General features: G+C 69.4%; 17 protein-coding genes and 1 tRNA gene. 15 read left to right on the top strand and 3 right to left on the bottom strand.

Annotation, left to right across the window (positions count from 1 at the left end; translation table 11 throughout):
- Positions 1–224 precede the first annotated feature (224 nt).
- Positions 225–728 carry an ROK family protein gene (locus ELI80_RS04845; RefSeq protein WP_136649893.1) on the bottom strand — a complete coding sequence of 168 codons (504 nt, stop codon included), beginning with the start codon at positions 726–728 and terminating at the stop codon, positions 225–227.
- A gap of 810 nt (positions 729–1,538) precedes the next feature.
- On the opposite strand from ELI80_RS04845, the gene ELI80_RS04840 reads away from it, so the two are divergent.
- Entirely contained in the window at positions 1,539–2,471 is a 933-nt protein-coding gene (locus tag ELI80_RS04840; RefSeq protein ID WP_136649892.1) for a DnaJ C-terminal domain-containing protein, read from the top strand.
- Complete coding sequence (locus ELI80_RS04835; RefSeq protein WP_236641329.1) at positions 2,468–2,833, top strand: hypothetical protein; 366 nt, start codon at positions 2,468–2,470, stop codon at positions 2,831–2,833. The genes ELI80_RS04840 and ELI80_RS04835 overlap by 4 nt, the downstream gene beginning before the upstream one ends.
- 69 nt (positions 2,834–2,902) lie before the next feature.
- On the opposite strand, the gene ELI80_RS04830 is transcribed toward ELI80_RS04835, so the two are convergent.
- A complete protein-coding gene (locus tag ELI80_RS04830; protein WP_136649891.1) occupies positions 2,903–3,925 on the bottom strand; it encodes a LacI family DNA-binding transcriptional regulator in 1,023 nt (340 codons plus the stop codon).
- Between the two features lie 97 nt (positions 3,926–4,022).
- Here ELI80_RS04830 and ELI80_RS04825 point away from each other — a divergent pair.
- From ELI80_RS04825 to ELI80_RS04815, 3 genes are all read left to right on the top strand, one after another.
- A tRNA-Arg gene (locus tag ELI80_RS04825) sits at positions 4,023–4,099 on the top strand.
- 318 nt (positions 4,100–4,417) lie between these two features.
- Positions 4,418–7,738, top strand: coding sequence for a M10 family metallopeptidase C-terminal domain-containing protein (locus tag ELI80_RS16330; RefSeq protein WP_136649890.1), 3,321 nt, complete (start codon positions 4,418–4,420; stop codon positions 7,736–7,738).
- Between the two features lie 65 nt (positions 7,739–7,803).
- Positions 7,804–8,211, top strand: coding sequence for a hypothetical protein (locus ELI80_RS04815; protein ID WP_136649889.1), 408 nt, complete (start codon positions 7,804–7,806; stop codon positions 8,209–8,211).
- A 96-nt stretch (positions 8,212–8,307) separates the two neighbouring features.
- Here ELI80_RS04815 and ELI80_RS04810 read toward each other — a convergent pair whose 3' ends face one another.
- Positions 8,308–8,607, bottom strand: a complete 300-nt coding sequence (locus ELI80_RS04810; protein ID WP_136649888.1) for a GNAT family N-acetyltransferase — start codon at positions 8,605–8,607, stop codon at positions 8,308–8,310.
- 223 nt (positions 8,608–8,830) lie between these two features.
- Here ELI80_RS04810 and ELI80_RS04805 point away from each other — a divergent pair, with 223 nt between their 5' ends.
- The 10 genes from ELI80_RS04805 to ELI80_RS04760 all read left to right on the top strand — a co-directional run bounded on the left by ELI80_RS04805 (position 8,831) and on the right by ELI80_RS04760 (position 20,171).
- Entirely contained in the window at positions 8,831–9,889 is a 1,059-nt protein-coding gene (locus ELI80_RS04805; protein ID WP_136649887.1) for a C4-dicarboxylate TRAP transporter substrate-binding protein, read from the top strand.
- Positions 9,890–9,996: 107 nt separating this feature from the next.
- Positions 9,997–10,509 (top strand): TRAP transporter small permease, encoded by a 513-nt coding sequence (locus ELI80_RS04800; RefSeq protein WP_136649886.1) that lies wholly within the window; start codon positions 9,997–9,999, stop codon positions 10,507–10,509.
- 1 nt (position 10,510) lies between these two features.
- Positions 10,511–11,848: a TRAP transporter large permease gene (locus ELI80_RS04795; protein ID WP_136649885.1), complete on the top strand. Its 1,338-nt coding sequence runs from the start codon at positions 10,511–10,513 to the stop codon at positions 11,846–11,848.
- Between the two features lie 10 nt (positions 11,849–11,858).
- Complete coding sequence (locus ELI80_RS04790) at positions 11,859–12,665, top strand: IclR family transcriptional regulator (RefSeq protein WP_136649884.1); 807 nt, start codon at positions 11,859–11,861, stop codon at positions 12,663–12,665.
- 2 nt (positions 12,666–12,667) lie between these two features.
- Positions 12,668–14,776 carry a 3-hydroxyacyl-CoA dehydrogenase NAD-binding domain-containing protein gene (locus ELI80_RS04785; protein ID WP_136649883.1) on the top strand — a complete coding sequence of 703 codons (2,109 nt, stop codon included), beginning with the start codon at positions 12,668–12,670 and terminating at the stop codon, positions 14,774–14,776.
- Positions 14,773–15,948: an acetyl-CoA C-acyltransferase gene (locus ELI80_RS04780; protein WP_136649882.1), complete on the top strand. Its 1,176-nt coding sequence runs from the start codon at positions 14,773–14,775 to the stop codon at positions 15,946–15,948. The genes ELI80_RS04785 and ELI80_RS04780 overlap by 4 nt, the downstream gene beginning before the upstream one ends.
- 11 nt (positions 15,949–15,959) lie before the next feature.
- Positions 15,960–17,156, top strand: a complete 1,197-nt coding sequence (locus ELI80_RS04775) for an acyl-CoA dehydrogenase family protein (RefSeq protein WP_136649881.1) — start codon at positions 15,960–15,962, stop codon at positions 17,154–17,156.
- A gap of 14 nt (positions 17,157–17,170) precedes the next feature.
- Positions 17,171–18,169: an acyl-CoA dehydrogenase family protein gene (locus ELI80_RS04770; protein WP_136649880.1), complete on the top strand. Its 999-nt coding sequence runs from the start codon at positions 17,171–17,173 to the stop codon at positions 18,167–18,169.
- Positions 18,170–18,213: 44 nt separating this feature from the next.
- A complete protein-coding gene (locus ELI80_RS04765; RefSeq protein ID WP_236641328.1) occupies positions 18,214–18,654 on the top strand; it encodes a PaaI family thioesterase in 441 nt (146 codons plus the stop codon).
- Positions 18,651–20,171, top strand: a complete 1,521-nt coding sequence (locus tag ELI80_RS04760) for a class I adenylate-forming enzyme family protein (RefSeq protein WP_136649878.1) — start codon at positions 18,651–18,653, stop codon at positions 20,169–20,171. The genes ELI80_RS04765 and ELI80_RS04760 overlap by 4 nt, the downstream gene beginning before the upstream one ends.
- The last annotated feature ends 100 nt before the right edge of the window (positions 20,172–20,271 follow it).

The raw sequence follows: 20,271 nt of genomic DNA, 5'->3' as shown, positions 1-20,271 counted from the left end.
TCATGCACTAAGATTACAAACGGACCACCTCAGGGGGGCAGGCCATTCAGAGGCCGGCGCCGACTCGATTCGATAGTAAGCTGACGGGCTGCTATGTCCGGATCCTGTTGAAAAACCCGGTGCCGGGATGCCTGACGCATTCTGCGCTGCAGGGTACGGCTTCGCTGTCCGCGCTGCGCTGGCAGGTTTCGCCTCGGGCACTTGCATCTCTGATCGGGACTAGATCATGCAGATCGTTCCGAAAGCCTTCGATGGCCCGCGAATGGGGTACCGGGCTTTACCTCAGGCGGTTCACTTGCGAACTCGTCCTTCAACGATTGGAACTCTGCGCGTTCGAAGAATGATTGTTTCCGGATGAGGATGTTCTCGAGCATGCCGATCATGGGCGATAGATGGGCGGTCGCCTCCACCAGCCAAGCCTCAAGGACCTCCGGAGATTTCGTCTCGATCTGCTCGAGCACGTGGAACTCGGTGGATCGTCCTAGCCGTTCGTGCTGCGCATTCAGGGAGGCATAGCGTTGAAGACAGCCGCGCTGGCCGCTCGGGCAGGGACGCCCCCTGCGCCGGGTGAACCTTGGAGGACTGACGAGACCAGAGGGCCGGTGTTCAGCTATGTTGAGCTTGAGGACCGCATCCGTGCCGGACACCCAATGCGCAAGGCCCGACCGGTAGTGCATGACGCGCTTGTTGAATTGGGTGAGGGCTCTGAGCGTCTCTGTGTCAATCACAGCTGCCCTTGATCGCGCCTGAGCAACTGATCCGGGCCGGCCTGCTGCAAATCCAGTTCTCGACCGGTTTGAGCGGCAACTCACGAAACAGATGCAGTGTAGCGTGCTGTTCCGTCTCGTGACCATGTAGATCCGGATCAGGTTTTCGTTGCCCCTGGCCGACACGGCCATGTGCTCGATTTTTCGCCGCCTTTCGACATGGCGATAAGGAACGGCGTCCGGCCTGCTGCATGGCCCGGACCCTCAGGACTGATACCCGTCCGCTTACAAGCCGTCGGCCGGCCGGGGCTGATGGCGCCGTCGATCCTTGACACGACTTCGCTCAAATCCCCTCCCCTCCGGGTCGTGCAGCGTTCGATCGAGTTGCGGTCCCAGGTGCCTGACGTCCTGAATGCTTGGGATATGGCGCGTGTTGGTGAACGAGACTAAGTCGCCCGGAAAATGTCCATAGCTGTTGAAAAGACCGTCGCTGTTCGGAGGGGCGGGTGCGAGCAGGTGCCCCTTTCCCCCCAATGTTCTCGGGTAACCATGCTCCAGCCGTCCCGGATAGTGATGCCGATTTATGCCTTAGCGCCGCGATTGTACCGACGATTTGCCTTTGCCGCCATCTTCAGCCGCGTCACGGATCACGACCGACTGGTTGAGGAGGCGCACGGCGCCGACGTTCTCGGCACCCTTGCGCTCCCTCCGCGACGAACGTGCGGCCGGCTCCCACCCAGTTCAAGCGACGCCGGACCGAGGCGGTTCCGCAGCACGCTTGCAACCGTCCCCGGCTCGACTACGTTCATCGGGACATCACGCGAGGACAAGATGGCGGACGATCCCTATGCCGCGCTGGGGGTGCCGAAGACGGCATCGGAGGCGGACATCAAGAAGGCCTACCGGCGGATCGCCAAGACCGATCACCCGGACCTGACCGCCGACACCGCCGCGCATGACCGCTTCAAGGCCGCCTCCGCCGCCTACGACCTGCTGAAGGACCCCGAGCAGCGCGCCCGCTTCGACCGCGGAGAGATCGACGCACAGGGCCAGGAACGCCCGCAGCGGCGCTACTACCGCGACTTCGCCGAGGCGGGCGACAACCCCTATCGCGGGCAGTCGAACTACGGCGATTTCTCGGACGTGTTCGAGGATCTGTTCGGCGGCCGCGCTCGTCCCGGCGCCGGGGGCCCGCGCGGCTTCCAGGGCGGCGGCGCGGGCAGCTTCGACATGCGCGGGTCGGACCACCGCTACACGCTCGAGGTGGACTTCATGACCGCCGCGCGGGGCGGCACCACGCGGATCACGTTGCCCGACGGGCACGCGCTGGACGTGCAGATCCCCGCCGGCACCCGCGATGGCCAGACCATCCGCCTGCGCGGCCAGGGCGGTCCCGGCATGGGGAACGCCGACGCCGGCGATGCGCTGCTGACGATCACCGTGGCCGACGATCCCGACTGGCGCAGGAACGGCGACGACGTGGTGACCACGCTGCCGATCACGCTGGACGAGGCGGTGCTGGGCGGCAAGGTCGAGGCGCAGACGATCGACGGTCCGGTCATGTTGACGGTCCCCAGGGGGGCCAGCAGCGGGCAGCGCCTGCGGCTGCGGGGGCGCGGGCTGAAGCGCGCGAACGGCACGCGGGGCGACCAGCATGTCGAGCTGAAGATCGTCATGCCGCCCCGGATCGACGACGCGCTGGCCGAGTTCATCGCCAACTGGCGCGCCGACAACGCCTACGACCCGCGCCGGGGGCAGCAATGACCGCACGTGCCGAACACCCGATGACCCGCGCCGAGATCCTCGAGGCGCTGCCCGACCTCACCGACGAGGAACTCGACGCCCTGATCCGCACCGGCGCTGTCCTGCCGGTCGCCTCGGCCGCGGGGCCGCTGTTCCGCGGCATCGACGTCGCGCGGCTTCGGCTGATCCTGGAGCTCGAGGATTTCTACGCGCTCGACGGCGAGAGGCTGGCCCTGGTCATGTCGCTGATCGACCAGCTGAACGGCCTGCGCGGCGACATGCGGGCCATGCTGCAGGCCGTCGCGGCCGAGGAGCCCGAGACCCGCGCCCGCCTGCGCCGGGTGATCCGCGAGACCCGCGTGACGATCACGCGCGAGGACTGATACGCGCGAGGACTGATACGCGCGAGGGCTGATGCGCGAGGGCTGGCGCGTGCGAGGGCTGAGCGGCGCCTAGCGCGCCCGCCGGATCGTGTCGCCCGGCAGGAACGTGGGCGACAGCGCGACGATCCCGTTGTCGGGGCGTGCGTCCTTGCCCGCGACGATCCGCGCCGCGCGCCGCCCGATGTCCAGCCGCCGCGCGTCGGTCGTGGCCAGCCGCACCGGCAGCCCGTCCAGCAGGTCCACCCCGTTGAAGCCGGCGAGGCCGAGCCGCCCGGGAATGTCGAGCCCGTTCTCGCGCGCCCAGATCAGCCCGCCCGCGCCGATCACGTCGTTCGAATAGTAGAGGAAGTCCAGGTCCGGCTCGCGCGCGAGGATGCGCTGGGTCTGCTCGCGCCCCTTCGCCAGCGACGATCCGCCCTGATAGAACTCGCGCGCGGCAAGCGGGACGCCCGCGTCCGCCAGCGCCGCCTCGAACCCGGCGAGGCGTTTGCGGGCGCGGTGATCCTCGGGCATGTGGGTGCCGATGAAGCCGATCCGGCGATAGCCCGCGCGCAGGATCTCGGCCGCCATCTCGCGCCCGGCGCGGTCGTGGCTGATGCCGACGGCGGTGTCGATCGGGTCGCCGTCGACGTCCATGATCTCGACGATCGGGATCCGGGCGTTGGCGAGCATCGCGCGCGACGCCGCGCTGTGTTCCAGCCCCGCGAGGATCACGCCGGACGGACGCCAGCTCAGCATGTCGTAAAGCACCGCCTCCTCGCGCGCGGGGGCGTAGTTGGTGACGCCCACGACGGGCTGAAGCCCGGTGTCCTCGAGCTCCGCCGAAACCCCGCCCAGCACGTCGGGAAAGACGAGGTTCGACAGCGACGGGATGACGACCGCCACCAGGTTCACGCGCTGGCTCGCCAGCCCGCCGGCGATCTTGTTGGGGACGTAGCCCAGCGACCGCGCGGCCGTCAGCACCTTCTCGCGCGTGGCGGGCGACACGTCGCCCCGGTTCCGCAGCACCCGGCTGACCGTCATCTCGCTGACGCCGGCGGCATCGGACACGTCGCGGAGCGTCAGGGTTCGGCGGGGTCTCTGCAAGGTCATGCGCGCTGCCGTCGTTTCGCTTTCCCCGGCGTTAGCGCATGACAGCCGGACCGGCAAGCTTGCCAAACGCTGCGGAGACAGGCACTAATCCGGCGGCGGCCCCGTGGCTCAACTGGATAGAGCAGCCCCCTCCTAAGGGGCAGGTTGCAGGTTCAAGTCCTGCCGGGGTCACCAGATCATCCTTGACCTACGCGCGATGGGGCGCGGATTCCGACCCGGTGTCCGCGTTTCTAACCGGCGCTCCGGCCCGCGGCCGGCAGCAGCCTGCCTGTAGATTTGGCCAATAGGCGGAATATGGCCGATCATAGGGCCGACGCCCCTTATCCGTCTGATTTGTCTGCACAAGATATTCATGGACAAAGCCGAACGGGCGGCAGCATCATCACTCCACGAAGAGAAATCCAGACGCCGAACGAGACTTCAGCCGCGATTTGCGGCGCCGGATCTGCATGGGCTCGTTCAGCCGATTTTTGTTACAGGGAGTGCCAAGTCATGCCTTCTCCGACGCAATGGTGGGTGAACGATCAGACGCCCGACAACCCTTTTGGGAAAAGCGATGATTACGAAGCCTTTCTCAACTACGTGGGCGCGCTGAACCGCAGCCTCACCCCCGCGATCGCGGCGGGGACGCTGCGGATCAACCTCTACGAACTCAACGATCATCCGGACTACAAGGCCGCCGCGATCGGCGCGCTCGAGGCGTGGGCCCATGTCACGCCGCTGAAGTTCGAAGTCGTGGACGACGCGCCGTTCGACCCCGCCACCGACTGGATGGAAGTGGTCAGCCCCGAGATCGGCGAGGAGGACGACGGCAGCGCCTATTCCAGCAACCGCTACGTCAGCATCGGCCAGCGCTTCCACGACAGCGAGCCGAACCTGACCGACATCGGCGGCTACGTGTTTGATTCGTTCATCCACGAATTCGGGCACGAGTTCGGCCTGAACCACCCCGGCCTCTACAACTACAGCGGCCCCGGCGGCGTCCAGATCAACTACCTGAACAACGCGACCTGGATCTACGACCGCCAGCAGTACAGCGTCATGTCGTATTTCGACGGCATCGACGTCGGTGAGACCAGCCGCTGGTCCGCCACGACCCCGCTGATGGCCGATGTCGAGGCGGTGATCCGCCGCTTCTTCTCGACCGTCGACGCGAACGGCGAGCGGACCTACCAGACGATCGACCTGAACACGGGCGACGACGTCTACGGGTTCAACGGCACCTTCGCGAACCAGCGGCTGACCTCGTCGGGCATGCAGCACGACATCGGCTTCCTGATCCACGACACCGGCGGCAACGACACGATCGACTTCTCCGGCTCGACCGCCGGCACGATCCTCGACCTGCGGGCCGGCCAGTTCTCCAGCGTGAACGGGCACAGCAACAACGTCTCGATCTTTGCCGGGCACAACGCCGACCAGACCGAGTACTACATCGAGAACGGGATCGGCAGCGCCTACAACGACGTGCTGATCGGCAACGATGGCGGCAACGTGCTGGACGGTCGCGGCGGCAATGACAGCATGGCCGGCAACGGCGGCGACGACACCTATTTCGTCGATTCCGTCGACGACGTCGTGCGCGAGACGGCGGACGGCGGCAACGACACGATCATCGTGCTGACCAGCGGCATCAACATCGGCACCGTCGCCAACGTCGAGAACGTCATCTACGCAGGCGGCTCCGCCCTGCCGCCGCCCCCTGTCGCGGGGCCCGCGCCGGGCACCGCGGCCCCGTCCGAGATCATCGTCGGCGACGCCGGCAACAACACGCTCGACGGCGGCGGCGGCGGGCAGACGATCCTCGGCCTTGACGGGGACGACCTGATCATCGGCGGCCGCGACTCGCTGGCCAGCCGCGACATCAACAACACGATCCCGATCGCGAACCTCGAGGACCAGACCGAGAGCGACGACGGCAACGACGCGCTCTACGGCGGGCGCGGCGACGACACCATCAACGGCGGCGCCGGCGACGACACGGTGGATGGAGGCGACGGCAACGACCTGCTGCGCGGCCAGGACGGCGTCGACGTCTTCCGGGGCGGGGCGGGGATCGACACGGTCGACTACAGCCAGGAAAGCCCGTTCCAGCTGCTCGTCAACCTGCAGACCAACGTGGCCAACGGCGGTACTGCGTCGGGCGACACGTTCTACAGCATCGAGAACCTGATCGGATCGGACGACCGCATCGACCGCTTCATCGGCACCTCGGCGGCGAACCACTTCTGGGGCCAGGGCGGCGGCGACTACTTCAACGGCCGCGGCGGCAACGACATCCTCGATGGCGGCCGGGACGGCGACATCCTGTATGGCGAAGGCGGCAACGACACGATCATCGGCGGCGCCGGCCAGGACTACATGAACGGCGGTGCCGGCAACGACACGGTCGACTACACCAACAGCTCGGCCGGGGTGACGGTCGACCTGTCCAGCGGGACGGCGAGGGGCGGCGATGCGGACGGGCCGGTGCAGATCGTCGGACGCGGCACGGTCATCCGCCACGACATCCTCGTGGGCTTCGAGAACGTCGTCGGGTCGTACAACGACGACCACCTGATCGGGAACCACCAGTCCAACCAGCTTTACGGAGGCGCCGGCAACGACACCCTGACTGGCGGCCGCGGCACCGACGCGCTGTATGGCGGCGCCGGCAGCGACACCGCGGACTACAGCAACAGCACCAGCGCGGTCACGCTGGTCCTGGCCGCGCGCGGGTCCGAGGGTGACACCTACAACTCGATCGAGAACCTCGCCGGGTCGGGCTACGCGGACATCATGACCGGCGACCGCAGCGCCAACCTGCTGATCGGGCAGGGCGGGAACGACACGATCCTGGGCGGTGCCGGCGACGACACGCTGATGGGCGACTTCGACGAGCGGGCCGGCACCCCGCCGCGCCCGGGGATGGGGACCGGCTACGCCACGCTGGGGGCGGATGCGACCAACAACTCGATCGCGACCGCGTTCGACATCTCGGACAACTTCTCGCTCACCGCCGACCCCGACATCTTCGACTCGACGACCGTGCTTCACACCACGGTCAACGCGACGGGGAACGGGCAGGGCGGATACTACGGGATCGAGCTGGCGGCCGGGACGGTGATCACGATCGACATCGACCACATCGCCGACCCGAACGTCCATGACAGCTGGGTCCGGCTGCTCGACGCCAGCGGCGCGATCGTCGCCCAGAACGACGACGGCGGCAGCGATCCCGGCTCGTCCACCAGCCGCGACTCGAGCCTCGTCTTCACGGTCCTCGAAACCGGAACCTACTACATCCAGGAAGGCCGCTGGTCGGAAACCGCTCCGGGCGACGGCTTCGTGGACGAGGTGCCGGCGGGGTCCACCTACGAGCTGAACGTGTCGGTCGAGTTCCCGCCGCCGCCGGTCCGGCCCGGCGTGGCCGGTTCCGACTGGCTCGCGGGGGGCGCGGGCAACGACCGGCTGGACGGCGGCCTCGGGGCCGACGCGCTGACCGGGGGCGGCGGGGACGACTTCTTCGTCTTCTCCACGGCGCTGGGTAACGGCAACGTCGACCGGATCCTCGACTTCCGGGTCCAGGACGACACGATCCTGCTCGACCGGGACGTGTTCACCGACATCGGCGGGGCCGGCGCCCTGTCGCTCGGCGCGTTCCACAGAAGTGCGGCGGGCACGGCCCAGGACGCGAACGACCGCATCATCTACGACACCGACAGCGGCGACCTGTTCTATGACGCGGACGGGTCGGGCGCGGGTGCGGCGGTGCGCTTCGCGCAGCTGAGCGCGGGGCTGTCCATCTCGGCTGCCGACTTCTACCTGATCTGACGAACCGGAAGGGGCGCTTCGCGGCGCCCCTTCCACCCACGGCACTGCATCGAAGGGAAAGCGTGATGAAGCGTCCTGCCATTCGCCGCACGACCCTGCTGGCCGCCGGAACGGCGGCCTTCGCCGCTTTCGCAGCCCCGGCATTCGCGGAGACGATGGACATGCGCGGCACCATCCGGTTCGAGAACGGCGCGGTGATCCCGAAGGGCCGGATCCAGGTCTATATCGACGATCCCGCCGCCAAGAACGAGGTTCAGCGCACCGCCGCCGGGACCGGCATCGAAAGCGACGGGAAATCGAAGTCCCTGGACTTCGTCCTTCCGCCGCAGGCTTCGCAAACGGCGCGGGCGGCGTCGCCCGCCGAGATCGTCGCCCGGCTGGAACGCGAGGACGGCTGGCTGCTTGCGCGCGGAAGCGCGGAGATCGACCCCGCTGGCGACATCAGCATCACGCTGTTCACCGCGATGTACTGACGCGGGCTGGCGGCTTGAGGGCTGCCGACACCGACGGCCCAGCGGCCCGAGGCCTTCAGCCGAAGGCCAGCCGGTCACCAAAAATGCGTCGCCGCTTCAATCCGACCCCTGCACGAACAGGTTCGCCCATTCGGGGTGACGCCCGGCCTGCACGGCAACGAACCGGCAGCGCGGCAGGATGCGGAAGCCCAGCGTCCGCGCGTCCTCCAGAAGGGCGTCGAGCAGGGCCGAGCCGATGCCCCGGCCTTCCAGTTCCTTCGGGACGCCGGTGTGGTCGGCGCTGACGACGTCGCCCTCGCGGGTGTAGACCAGCTCGGCTTCCTGCCCGTCGATGCGGGCGACGTAGCGGCCGCGCCGCGGGTCAGGGTCTTCGCGGGTGATCGTGAAATCGGGCATGTGCGACCTTCGTTCGGGGGCGTCGAGGACGAGGATGCCCGATCGCGCCGTCCCGATCCAGCCCCGCAGGGTGGTGGACCGCGGAACGCCCCGCACCGGCGTTGCTGGTCTGGCAGCAATGCGGCGGCTCACCCATCCGCCGGCGGCAAGTCGCGCTCGGCGACATTAAGTGTTCCAACATACGGCATGCTGTGCCACTCTCTGGAACAGAGGGGGAATCATCATGCGTAATCTCATCACCACGTCACTCATGGCTGCGGCGGTCTGCGCGGCGGCGGCAACCGGCGCGGGCGCCGCGACCACGCTCATCTACGGCGAGGCCGGGCCGAACCGAGGCGTTCGCGCCGAAGGGACGCAGTGGCTCGTCGACGAAGTCGAGAAGCTGACGAATGGCGAGCTCGTCATCGACGTGAACTGGGGCGGGGCGCTGTTCTCGGAAAAGGCGGCGGTGCAGTCGCTGCGCGACGGCGTGGCTGACATGGGCAGCGTCATCGGTGTCTATTTCCCGCAGGACATGATCGCCTACGGCCTGGCCGACCTGCCGATCCCGAACCCTGACCCGTGGGTCGGGATGAAGGCCATCGACCGGATCATGCGGACGAACCCCGCCGTGACCAAGAACCTGGCCGACCAGAACCTCGTCTATGTCGGCACCTACACGACCTCGGCCGTGCAGGTCGGCTGCAAGGGCAAGTCGATCAAGACGCTGGACGACCTGAAGGGTCTCAAGGTCCGGGGCGTCGGCGCCTACGGCAAGGTCTTCAACGACCTCGGCGCCACGCCCGTCGACATGAGCGTCTACGAAGCCTACCAGGGCCTCGAGACCGGGCTGATCGACTGCACCCAGACCTATCCCTATCTCGTGAAGGCGCTGAAGTTCGACGAGGTGTTCGACAGCTACACCGTGCTGGACTGGGGCCAGATCGGCGCGCTGGGCATCCTGATGAACAAGGACAGCTTCGACGCGCTTTCGCCCGAGGAACAGCAGGCGCTGATGACCGCGGGCGAGGGGCTGGCGGACGAGTTCGGCCGCATCCTGGGGGCCGCCAACGAGGAGTCGGTCCAGATCCTCAAGGACGAGAACAAGGAGATCAACACGATCTCGGACGCGGACCGCGAGAAGCTGATCGCGGCCGGCGAGCCCTACGTCCAGGAATGGATCACCCGCGCCGACGCCGCGGGCCTCGACGGGCAGGCGATGGTGGACGAGTACAAGGCGCTCGTCGTCGAGTACACCCGGGAGCGCGACGAGAAGGGGTATCCCTGGGCGCCCAAGGGCTGACGCCACGGGATGACCGGCACGGCGCCCGATCGCGCCGTGCCGTTGCCGACATCGGATGCACGGGCGCGCCCCGTGCATCGGGACGCAGCCTTGGGAGGGGCCGGGCCATGAAGGCCATCGAACGCATCATGCTGGAACTGGCGGTCGTGGCCGCCCTCGCGCTTGCGCTGATGATCACCGTCAACGTCATCGGCCGGCAAGTGTTCGGCTGGACCATCCCCGATGTCGTGGTGCTCGTGCGCGAGCTGATGATCCCCACGATCATGCTGCCGCTGGCGGCGGCGACGGCGAACCGCGCGCATATCGCGGTGACGTTCGTCACCGACCGGATGTCGCCCGGCTGGCGCGGGCGGATGATCGTGCTTGGCTGGATCGTCGGGCTCATCGCCGTGCTGCCGCTGCTCTACGCGAGCTGGCGCGACCTGTCCGCGGCCTGGTCGTCGGGCGAGTTCTACGACGGTCTGCTGGGCATCCCGCGCTGGCCGATGCGGCTGGTGTTCCTGCTGGGCCTCGTCGCGATGTGGGTGCGCCTGGCGATGGTCGCCGCGCACGACATGGCCGAGCTTCGCCGCACCGGCACCGTACTCAACCGCTCCCACGCCGAAGAGGAGGCCGTCTGAGATGGACGCATCCACCATTGGCATCATCGCCTTCGGCCTCGTCATCCTGCTGCTGGCGCTGCGGGTTCCGATCGCCTTCGTCCTTGCGGCGGTCGCGAGCGTCGGCACCTTCTTCGTCTATGCGCTGCGCTCCGGCACCTTCTCGCCGGAACGGGCGATCAACCCCACAACCTCGCTGGTGGTGAACAGCTTCTTCGAGCTGATCCATTCCTACGACCTGTCGATGATCCCGCTGTTCGTGGCGCTGGGCAACATCGCCTTCCAAGCCGGCATCACCACCCGCATCTACGATGCGGCGAACGTCTGGCTTCGGCGGGTGCCGGGCGGCGTCGGCGTGGCGTCCGTCATGGGCTGCGGCGGCTTTTCGGCGATCTCGGGATCGTCGATCGCCTGCGCGTCCACGATGGGCCGCATCTGCGTGCCCGAGATGCTGCGCCTGGGCTACAACCCGCGCCTTGCCACGGCGAGCGTGGCCGCGGGCGGGACGCTCGGATCGCTGATCCCGCCGTCTGTGCTGTTCATCCTCTACGGCATCTTCACCGAGACCTCGATCAGCAAGCTGTTCCTCGCGGGAATCCTGCCGGGGCTTCTGAGCCTCGCGGGCTACATCCTCGTCATCCTGTGGTGGGTGGCGCGCGATCCCTCGGCCGCGCCGACCGATCCGACGCCGCTGCCCAAGGGCGCGCGGCTCGCGGCGGCGCTGGCGTCCTGGCCCGCGCTGGTCCTGTTCGCCATCATCATCGGCGGCATCTACGGGGGCCTGTTCACCGCGACCGAAGCCGCCGCGATCAGCGTCGTCGCGACCATCGTGATCGGCTTCCTGCAGCGCACGCTTACGCTGGGCAAGGTGTGGATCGCCGTGAGGGAGAGCCTGGTCCAGACCTCGGCCATCTTCCTGATCGCCGCCTGCGCCAAGATCTTCGTGTCGTTCGTGGCGCTGACCGGGGCGGCGGGGGCGGTGGCATCCTTCGTGGCCGACGCCGGGCTGCCGCCGATGATGCTGATGCTGGCGATCGTGGTCCTGTACCTGTTCCTCGGGATGTTCCTCGACCCCATCGGCATCATCGTGCTGACGCTGCCGTTCGTCATCCCGCTGGTCGACAGCATGGGCATGGACCTGATCTGGTTCGGGGTGATCGTCGTCAAGCTGCTGGAGATCGGGCTCATCACGCCCCCTGTCGGGCTCAACGTGTTCGTGATCGGCAACGTCGCCGGGCGCGGGATCACGGTGGACCAGATCTTCGTGGGCGTGATGCGGTTCCTCGCGATGGATATCGTGGTGCTGGCGATCCTGGTGCTGGTGCCCGCCATCTCGACCTTCATCCCGAACGGCATGTGAGGACACGCGCATGTCCCGGCCCGAGCACGATCCGCGCTACGCCACCACGCTCGCCCGGGGGCTGTCGGTGCTGCGCGCCTTCCGCACCAGCGACGACGGCCTGAGCAACGCCGAGATCGCGCAGCGGACGGGGCTGCCCAAGTCGACCGTGTCGCGGCTGACCTGGACGCTGGGCGCGCTTGGCTATCTCGCGCAGTCGGACCGGGACGACCGCTTCCGCCCCGGTCCGACGCTGGTCGCGGTGGGGCACGTCGCGGCGGCCTCGCTGTCGTTCCTCGTGCCCGCGCACGATCTCATGGCGCGGCTCGCGGACGAGACCGGCACGCTGGTCGTGCTGGCCGTGCGCGACGGAACCCGGCTGGTGCTGATCCGCACCTGGCGGCCCCGCAATGTCAGTTCCATCTGGCTCGACGTCGGGCAGCGGCTGGGGCTGAAGGGGTTTTCGTCGGCGCGCGCCTTCGTCGCGGCCATCACGCCGGCCGAACTGGGCGCGCTCGCCGCGCTGCTGCCGCCGTCCGACACGGCGCAGTTCGGCAACCTGGGCGAGCTTCGCGACCGCGCCCATGCCGAGCTGGTGGCGCGCGGCTTCGTCTTCACCCCCGGCGGGCCGGACGAGGCCGCGCCCTACAACGCCGTGTCGGTCCCGTTCCGCGGTCCTGACCTGGCCGAGCCGGTGATCTTCACCTGCGGCGCGCTGCCCGACGCCGCGGACGCCCTGCGGATGCAGACCGAGGTGGGGCCGCGCCTTGCCGCCGCCGTCCGTTCGCTGGAAACCATGACCGGGCGCGCGTCCACCCTGTCCCGCAGAGAGGCATGACCATGACCGTCGACAATCCCGTGTGCTACGACCGCGAGGGCGAGATCGCCGTGATCGAAATCGACAACCCGCCCGTGAACGCGCTCTCCGCAGCGGTGCGGCAGGGCCTGTCAGAGGCGATGGCGCGGTTCGACGCCGACGCGGATGCGCGGATCGCGGTCCTCTGCTGCGCCGGCCGCACCTTCATCGCCGGCGCCGACATATCCGAATTCGGAAAGCCGCCCGTCCCGCCGTTCCTGCCGGACGTCATCAATGCCATCGAGGCGTCCGAAAAGCCGGTCGTCGCCGCGCTGCACGGCACGGTGCTGGGCGGCGGGCTGGAGGTGGCGCTCGGCGCCCATGCCCGCGTCGCCGTCGCGGGGACGCGCATGGGCCTGCCCGAGGTGACGCTGGGCCTGCTGCCCGGCGCGGGCGGGACGCAGCGCCTGCCGCGCGCGGTGGGGCTGGAGGCGGCGATCGACATGGTGACGTCCGGACGCCAGATCGGCGCGGACGAGGCGCTGCGGATGAACCTGATCGACGCGCTGGCCGATGGCGGCGACCCGCGCGAGGCGGGGATCGCCCATGCGCGCGAGCTGTTGGCCCAAGGCCATGCCGGGCGGCGGCTGTCGGACGCCGAGGCGCCCGCGGTCGATCCGCAGGTCGTGGAAAGCTGGCGCGCGAAGGTCGCGCGGTCCTCGCGCGGGCAGGTCGCGCCGCTTCGCGCGCTCGACACCATCGCAAAGGGGCTGGCGCTGCCCTTCGCCGAAGGCCTGGCGCTGGAACGCCGCGCCTTCATGGACCTGATGCAGACGCCCGAGCGCGCGGCGATGATCCACGCCTTCTTCTCGGAACGCCGCGCGGCGCAGCAGGACGACCTGAAGGGCGTGACCCCGCGCGAGGTGAACCGGATCGGCGTGATCGGCGGGGGCACGATGGGCCAGGGCATCGCGGCGTCGGCGCTGAGCGCGGGCCTCGACGTGACGCTGGTCGAACGCGACGACGCGGCCGCCGCCAAGGCCGCCGCCGGTATCGCCCGGATGCAGGACGGCGCGGTAAAGCGCGGCAAGCTGTCCCAGGCCGACCGTGACACGATGATGGCCGATCGCTTCCGCGCCGTGACGGACTACCAGGCGCTCGCCGACGCCGATCTGGTGATCGAGGCGGTGTTCGAGAGCATGGACGTGAAGCGCGAGGTCTTCGCCAGGCTCGGCGGCATCTGCCGCCCCGGCGCGGTGCTGGCGACGAACACCTCCTATCTCGACGTGAACGAGATCGCGGCCGCGACCAGCCGGCCCGAGGACGTGATCGGGCTTCACTTCTTCTCGCCCGCGAACGTCATGCGGCTGCTCGAGATCGTGGTCGCGGACCGCACCGCCCCCGATGTTGTGGCGACCGCCTTCGCCTTGGCGAAGCGCATGGGCAAGATCGGCGTCCGCTCGGGTGTCTGCGACGGCTTCATCGGCAACCGCATGCTTTCGGCCTATCGCACCGCCGCCGACCACATGGTGCTGGACGGCGCCTCGCCCTACCAGGTGGACCGCGCGATCGCGGGCTTCGGCTTTCCGATGGGACCGTACCAGGTCGGCGACCTCGCCGGGCTCGACATCGGCTACGCCACCCGGCAGCGCAAGGCGGCGACGCGGGATGCCCGCGAGCGGGTGCCGGTCTTCGCCGACCGGCTGGCCGAGGCCGGGCGGCTTGGCCGCAAGACCGGGCGCGGCTACTACATCTACGACGAGCAGTCGCCGCAGGGCCGCCCCGACCCCGAGCTTGAGCCGATGCTGGACGCGATCCGCGCCGATCTCGGGATCACGCCGCGCGACTTCACCGACGACGAGATCCGCTCGCGCTACATGGCCGCGATGGTGAACGAGGGCGCGAAGATCCTGGACGAGGGGATCGCCGCCCGCGCCTCGGACATCGACGTGGTGCTGCTGCACGGCTACGGCTTCCCGCGCGGGAAGGGCGGGCCGATGCACTGGGCGGACGCCCAGGGCGCGGCCGCCATCTCCGCCGACATCGCGCGCTACGGCGAGGAAGACCCGTATTTCTGGCAGGCAGCCCCGCTGCTGACCCGGCTCGCCCAGCAGGGCGGCCGCTTCGCCGATCTTGGAAAGGACGCCAAATGACCGACGCCGTCATCGTTTCCACCGCCCGCACCGGCATCGGCAAGGCCGGGCGCGGCAGCCTGAACCTGACCCACGGCGCCACGATGGGCGGCCACGTCGCCCGCATCGCGGTCGAGCGCGCGGGCATCGACCCCGCGCTGGTCGAGGATTCGGTCTGGGGCTGCGGCTATCCCGAATACGTCACCGGCGGGAACATCGCCCGCCAGATTGTCGTCCGCGCGGGCCTGCCCATCGGCATCGCCGGCGTGACGGTCAACCGCTTCTGCGCCTCGGGCCTGCAGGCGCTCGCGATGGCCGCGCACATGGTCCGGGTCGAGGGCGCGCAGGCGATCCTCGCGGGCGGGGTGGAATCCATCAGCCTGGTGCAGCCGCCGCCGCGCAACTCGCGCGAGGCGTGGATCGAGGAGCACAAGCCCGACCTGTACCTGCCGATGATCGACACCGCCGACATCGTGGCGGCGCGCTACGGCGTCAGCCGCGAGGCGCAGGACGAATATGCGCTGCGGTCCCAGCAGCGGATCGCGGCGGCGCAGCAGGCGGGCAAGTTCGCCGACGAGATCGTGCCGATCGACGTCACCCGCGCCGTGATCGACAAGGCGACGAACGAGACGACGCCCGAGGACTTCACCCTGACCGGCGACGAATGCAACCGGCCCTCGACGACGCTCGAGGGGCTGGCCGCGCTGAAGCCGGTCAAGGGCGAGGACAAGTTCATCACCGCGGGCAACGCGAGCCAGCTTTCCGACGGCGCCGCCGCGCTGGTCGTCATGGACGGGGACCGCGCCGCGCGCGAGGGGCTGGCCCCGCTCGGCGCCTTCCGCGGCTTCGCCGTCGCCGGCTGCGAGCCCGACGAGATGGGGATCGGCCCCGTCTTCGCCGTCCCGCGCCTGCTGGAACGCGCGGGGCTGACGGTGGACGACATCGACCTGTGGGAACTGAACGAGGCGTTCGCGAGCCAGGCGCTCTATTGCCGCGACCGGCTGGGGATCGATCCCGAGAAATACAACGTCAACGGCGGCTCCATCGCGATCGGCCACCCGTTCGGCATGACGGGCGCGCGGATGGCCGGGCACCTGCTGCTGGAAGGCAGGCGGCGCGGCGCGAAGTGGGGCGTCGTGACCATGTGCATCGGCGGCGGCCAGGGTGCCGCGGGCCTCATCGAAATCTTCTGAAAGGGTCCGTCATGGACATGAGCTTCACCCCCGAGGACGAGGCGTTCCGCGCCGACGTCCGCAAGTTCCTGCACGACCGCCTGCCCGCGCGCCTGTCCGAGAAGGTCCGCCTGCACGAGGAACTGACCAAGGCCGAGATCGAGGAATGGCACGCCATACTCAACGAACGCAGCTGGCTTGCCGGGAACTGGCCGGTCCAGTTCGGCGGCGCCGGCTGGACCGCGATCCAGCGCCACATCTTCGAAGAGGAAAGCGCGCTTGCCCACGCCCCCCGCGTCCTGCCCTTCGGCATCGCCATGCTGGGGCCGGTGCTGCAGAAGTTCGGGTCGAAGGAACAGCAGGACCGATTCCTGCCGCGGATCCTGAACGGGCAGGACTGGTGGTGCCAGGGCTATTCGGAACCGGGCGCGGGGTCCGATCTCGCATCGGTCAAGACGACGGCGGTCCGCGACGGCGACACGTACGTCGTCAACGGGCAGAAGACCTGGACGACGCTCGGCCAGCACGCGAACTGGATCTTCTGCCTCGTCCGCACCGACCCGGCCGCCAAGGCGCAGGAGGGCATCAGCTTCCTTCTGATCGACATGAACAGCCCCGGCATCACCGTGCGCCCCATCGTGCTGCTGGAAGGCACGCCCGAGGTGAACGAGGTGTTCTTCGACGACGTGAGGGTGCCGGTCGAGAACCTCGTGGGCGAGGAGAACAAGGGCTGGACCTACGCCAAGTACCTGCTGACGCATGAACGGACCAACATCGCGGGCGTGGGCTTCGCGACGGCGGCGATGGCGTCGCTTAAGCGGATCGCGCGGGCGCAGGTGGCGAACGGGCGGCCGCTGTCGGAAAACCCGCTGTTCGCGGCACGGATGGCCGCGGTCGAGATCGACCTGATGGCCATGTCGACGACCAACCTGCGGATGCTGGCGCAGGCGGCGGCCGGCCAGGCGCCCGGCGCCGAAAGCTCGATGCTGAAGCTGAAGGGCACGCAGATCCGGCAGGCGATCAACGACCTCGCGCGCCGCGCCGTCGGTCCCTGGGCGCTCGCCTTCCCGTCCGAGGCGGTCGAGGGCGCCAACGACGACGCCGCTCCGGGCCCCGCCGAGGCTGCGGGGGCGACCCGCGCCTATCTCAACAACCGCAAGCTGTCGATCTATGGCGGCTCGAACGAAATCCAGCGGGGGATCATCGCGAAATCCCTGCTGGGGCTTTGAAGGGACCGCCGGCCATGGATTTTGCATTCACCGAGGAACAGGCGATGCTGGGCGAAAGCCTGGCGCGCACGCTGGACCGCGGCAGCGACGCCGCCGCGCTGTTCGAACTGGGCGCGGGCGCCGCGCTTCTGCCCGAGGATGCGGGCGGCTTCGGGGGCACCGGGCCGGACATCCTGATGGTGTTCCGCACGCTGGGCCGCGCCGTGGCGGTGACGCCGCTCCTGGATGGCGTCGTGCTGGGTGCGGGCATCCTTGCCGCGGCGGGCGAGGGCGATCTTGCCGAGGCTGCGTCCACCGGCGCCGCCCGGATCGCGGTCGCGCTGGACGAGCCCGGGCAGCGGTTCGACGGCACCGTGCGGACCACGGCGCGGGACGGGCTGCTGACCGGCGAAAAGACCGTGGTCGCGGGGGCCGAGGATGCGACCCACCTGATCGTGCTGGCGACCGACGGGCTGTACCTGGTGGACGTGCCCGCAGACGGGCTGGCCATGCGCGGCTATCCCCTGATGGACGGCGGGCGCGCGGCCGAGGTGATCCTTGCCGGCACCCCCGCCCGCCGGATCGGGGATGCGTCCCTCCTGGACGCGCCTCGCGCCGCCGCGATGCTCGCCCTGTGCGCCGACGCGCTGGGGGTGATGGAACGCAGCGTCGAGCTGACGACCGAATACCTCAAGACCCGCAAGCAGTTCGGCCGCCCGATCGGGTCGTTCCAGGCGATCCAGCACCGGATGGCGGATCTGTTGACAGAGGTCGAGCAGGCGCGTTCGGCCGTGTGGAACCTGGCCGGCAACCTCGACACCCCCGACCGCGACCGGCACGTCGCCGCGACGAAGTCGCTGGTGGGCCGGGTCGCGCTGTACGTGGCCGAGGAAACCATCCAGCTGCACGGCGGCATCGGCATGACCGAGGAATACGAGCTTGCCCCGATGGCCCGCCGCCTGATCGCCGCGGATGCGCGCTTCGGCGACAGCGACCACCACCTGGAACGCTTCATCGCGCTGACGGCGGCATGACGGGCGGGATGACTGGCGGTATGACTGGCGGTATGACGGACAGCATGGCGGCCGGCTTGATCGAGAACGAGACCGGCACCCAGCGGCTGATCGGCTATCGCCTCGACGTGGGCCAGCCCGACCGCCGCGCCCGCTGCCGGCTCGTCCTGGACGACCGCCACACCAACCGCCACGGCGTCCTGCACGGCGGCATCGCCGCGACGCTTCTCGACAGCGCCTGCGGGGCGACCGCGAGCCTGACGGTGGACGACACCGGGCTGCGGCCGTTCCTGACCATCTCGCTTACCATCGACTTCATCGCGGCGGGGCGGGCGGGCGGCGTCACCGCCACGGGACGCGTCACCGGCGGCGGGCGCAGCCTTCTGTTCGTCGCGGGCGAGCTTCTTCACGACGACGGCACGCTGATCGCGACCGCGTCGGGCGTGTTCAAGCGCGTGCCCGACGGCGCGTCGTCGCCGCGCGCGCCGGAAAGGACCGAAGCATGACCATGACCCGCGTCCACGAGGTGCTGGACGTCCAGCGGGGCGCACGACCCGACGACCCCGCGCTGCGCGATCACGACGGCACCCGCGTGACCTTCGGCGCGCTGGCGGCGGCGGTCGATGCGCTGGCCGCCGACCTGTCGGCGCGCGGCCTGGGGCCGGGCGACCGGCTGCTGGTCCTGTCGGAGAACGCGGCGGCGCTGGTCGGGCTGATCCTCGCCGCGTCCCGGCTGGACGCGGTCGCGGTCCCGATCAACGCGCGGATGACCGAACACGAACTCGCCCGCATCGCCGCCCACGCCGATCCGCGGCTGACGGTCTACCTGTCGAACGTCTCGCCGCAGGCGGCGGAACACGCCGCCGCTGCAGGGGCCGAGCCGTGGGCCACGCCTCTCGGGGCCCTGCACCTCGCCGGTCCCCGCCCGCAATCCGTGGCGGACCCGGTGCGGGCGGACGCGGGCCAGACCGCCGTGATCCTTTATACCACCGGCACGACGGGGACGCCCAAGGGCGTCATGCTGAGCCACGCGAACCTGCTGTTCGGCGGCAATTCCTCTGCCCGGATGCGCGAGATGACGTCCGCCGACGTGATCCTGGGCGTGCTGCCGATGACCCATGTGTTCGGCCTGACCTCGATGATGGTCGCGGGGCTGGTGGCCGGGGCCGAGTTGCGCCTGTCGCCGCGCTTTTCCGCCGCCGCCGTCGTCGCGGCGCTGGGCGAGGGCGTGACGGTGCTGCCGGCCGTCCCGCAGATGCACGCGCTCATCATGGCCGAGGCGACGGCACGGGGCATCCCGCGCCTGGAAAACGGCCTTCTGCGCTACGTCTCGTCGGGCGCCGCGCCGCTGGATCCCGAGTGGAAGCGGCGGGCCGAGGCGTTCTACGGCACCGCGCTGCAGAACGGCTACGGCCTGACCGAGACGACGGCCGGCGTCACGCTGACCACCAACGCGCCGGGCGTCCCGGACGTGAGCGTCGGACGCCCGCTGCCCGGCGTCGAGGTGCGGCTGCGCAACGTCGGCGCGGACGCGGTGGGCGAGATCATCGTTCGCGGGCCCAACATCACGCCGGGGTACTTCCGCAACGCCGAGGCGACCGCCGCCGCCTTCGATCCCGACGGGTTCTTCTGCACCGGCGACCTGGGCCGGCTCGACGCGGACGGAAACCTGCACATTGCGGGCCGCGCGCGCGAGCTGATCATCCGCGGCGGCTTCAACGTCTACCCGCCCGAGGTCGAGGCCGCGCTGAATGAGCATCCGGCGGTCGTGCAGACGGCCGTGATCGGCCGCACGGTCGAGGCCGGGAACGAGGAGGTGCTGGCCTTCTGCCAGGTCCGCGACCCGGCCGGCGTCGACGAGGCCCAGCTGCGTGCCTTCGCGGCCGAACGGCTGTCGCCCTACAAGCTTCCGTCGCGGATCATCGTCGCGGCCCTGCTGCCCGCGGCGCCGACGGGAAAGATCCTCAAGACCCGGCTGGTCGAGACCTTCGCGCGGGAACTGGCGGCCGGCGCGGCAGAATAGACACAGGCCGGCGCCCGCGGCGGCGCGGCCCGGGGATTTCCTGCCATTCGAGGAACTTGCGGGCTCACGCAGGCATAGGTGTTCTGTCTCGCGCCCGCGT

This window comes from Paracoccus aeridis, from assembly GCF_004923205.2.
Taxonomy (GTDB): Bacteria; Pseudomonadota; Alphaproteobacteria; order Rhodobacterales; family Rhodobacteraceae; genus Paracoccus; species Paracoccus aeridis.
The sequence above is the reverse complement of the archived record's forward strand: the minus strand, read 5'-3'. Positions and strand labels throughout refer to the sequence as shown.

What these genes read in the sequence shown, in the direction of transcription:
- ELI80_RS04765 (WP_236641328.1), top strand. Translation starts at nt 18,214, where the DNA reads ATGGCGGCCGGCTTGATCGAGAACGAGACCGGCACCCAGCGGCTGATC.
- ELI80_RS04775 (WP_136649881.1), top strand. Translation starts at nt 15,960, where the DNA reads ATGGACATGAGCTTCACCCCCGAGGACGAGGCGTTCCGCGCCGACGTC.
- ELI80_RS04840 (WP_136649892.1), top strand. Translation starts at nt 1,539, where the DNA reads ATGGCGGACGATCCCTATGCCGCGCTGGGGGTGCCGAAGACGGCATCG.
- ELI80_RS04810 (WP_136649888.1), bottom strand. Translation starts at nt 8,607, where the DNA reads ATGCCCGATTTCACGATCACCCGCGAAGACCCTGACCCGCGGCGCGGC.
- ELI80_RS04780 (WP_136649882.1), top strand. Translation starts at nt 14,773, where the DNA reads ATGACCGACGCCGTCATCGTTTCCACCGCCCGCACCGGCATCGGCAAG.
- ELI80_RS04805 (WP_136649887.1), top strand. Translation starts at nt 8,831, where the DNA reads ATGCGTAATCTCATCACCACGTCACTCATGGCTGCGGCGGTCTGCGCG.
- ELI80_RS04815 (WP_136649889.1), top strand. Translation starts at nt 7,804, where the DNA reads ATGAAGCGTCCTGCCATTCGCCGCACGACCCTGCTGGCCGCCGGAACG.
- ELI80_RS04835 (WP_236641329.1), top strand. Translation starts at nt 2,468, where the DNA reads ATGACCGCACGTGCCGAACACCCGATGACCCGCGCCGAGATCCTCGAG.
- ELI80_RS04800 (WP_136649886.1), top strand. Translation starts at nt 9,997, where the DNA reads ATGAAGGCCATCGAACGCATCATGCTGGAACTGGCGGTCGTGGCCGCC.
- ELI80_RS04770 (WP_136649880.1), top strand. Translation starts at nt 17,171, where the DNA reads ATGGATTTTGCATTCACCGAGGAACAGGCGATGCTGGGCGAAAGCCTG.
- ELI80_RS04795 (WP_136649885.1), top strand. Translation starts at nt 10,511, where the DNA reads ATGGACGCATCCACCATTGGCATCATCGCCTTCGGCCTCGTCATCCTG.
- ELI80_RS16330 (WP_136649890.1), top strand. Translation starts at nt 4,418, where the DNA reads ATGCCTTCTCCGACGCAATGGTGGGTGAACGATCAGACGCCCGACAAC.
- ELI80_RS04760 (WP_136649878.1), top strand. Translation starts at nt 18,651, where the DNA reads ATGACCATGACCCGCGTCCACGAGGTGCTGGACGTCCAGCGGGGCGCA.
- ELI80_RS04790 (WP_136649884.1), top strand. Translation starts at nt 11,859, where the DNA reads ATGTCCCGGCCCGAGCACGATCCGCGCTACGCCACCACGCTCGCCCGG.
- ELI80_RS04830 (WP_136649891.1), bottom strand. Translation starts at nt 3,925, where the DNA reads ATGACCTTGCAGAGACCCCGCCGAACCCTGACGCTCCGCGACGTGTCC.
- ELI80_RS04785 (WP_136649883.1), top strand. Translation starts at nt 12,668, where the DNA reads ATGACCGTCGACAATCCCGTGTGCTACGACCGCGAGGGCGAGATCGCC.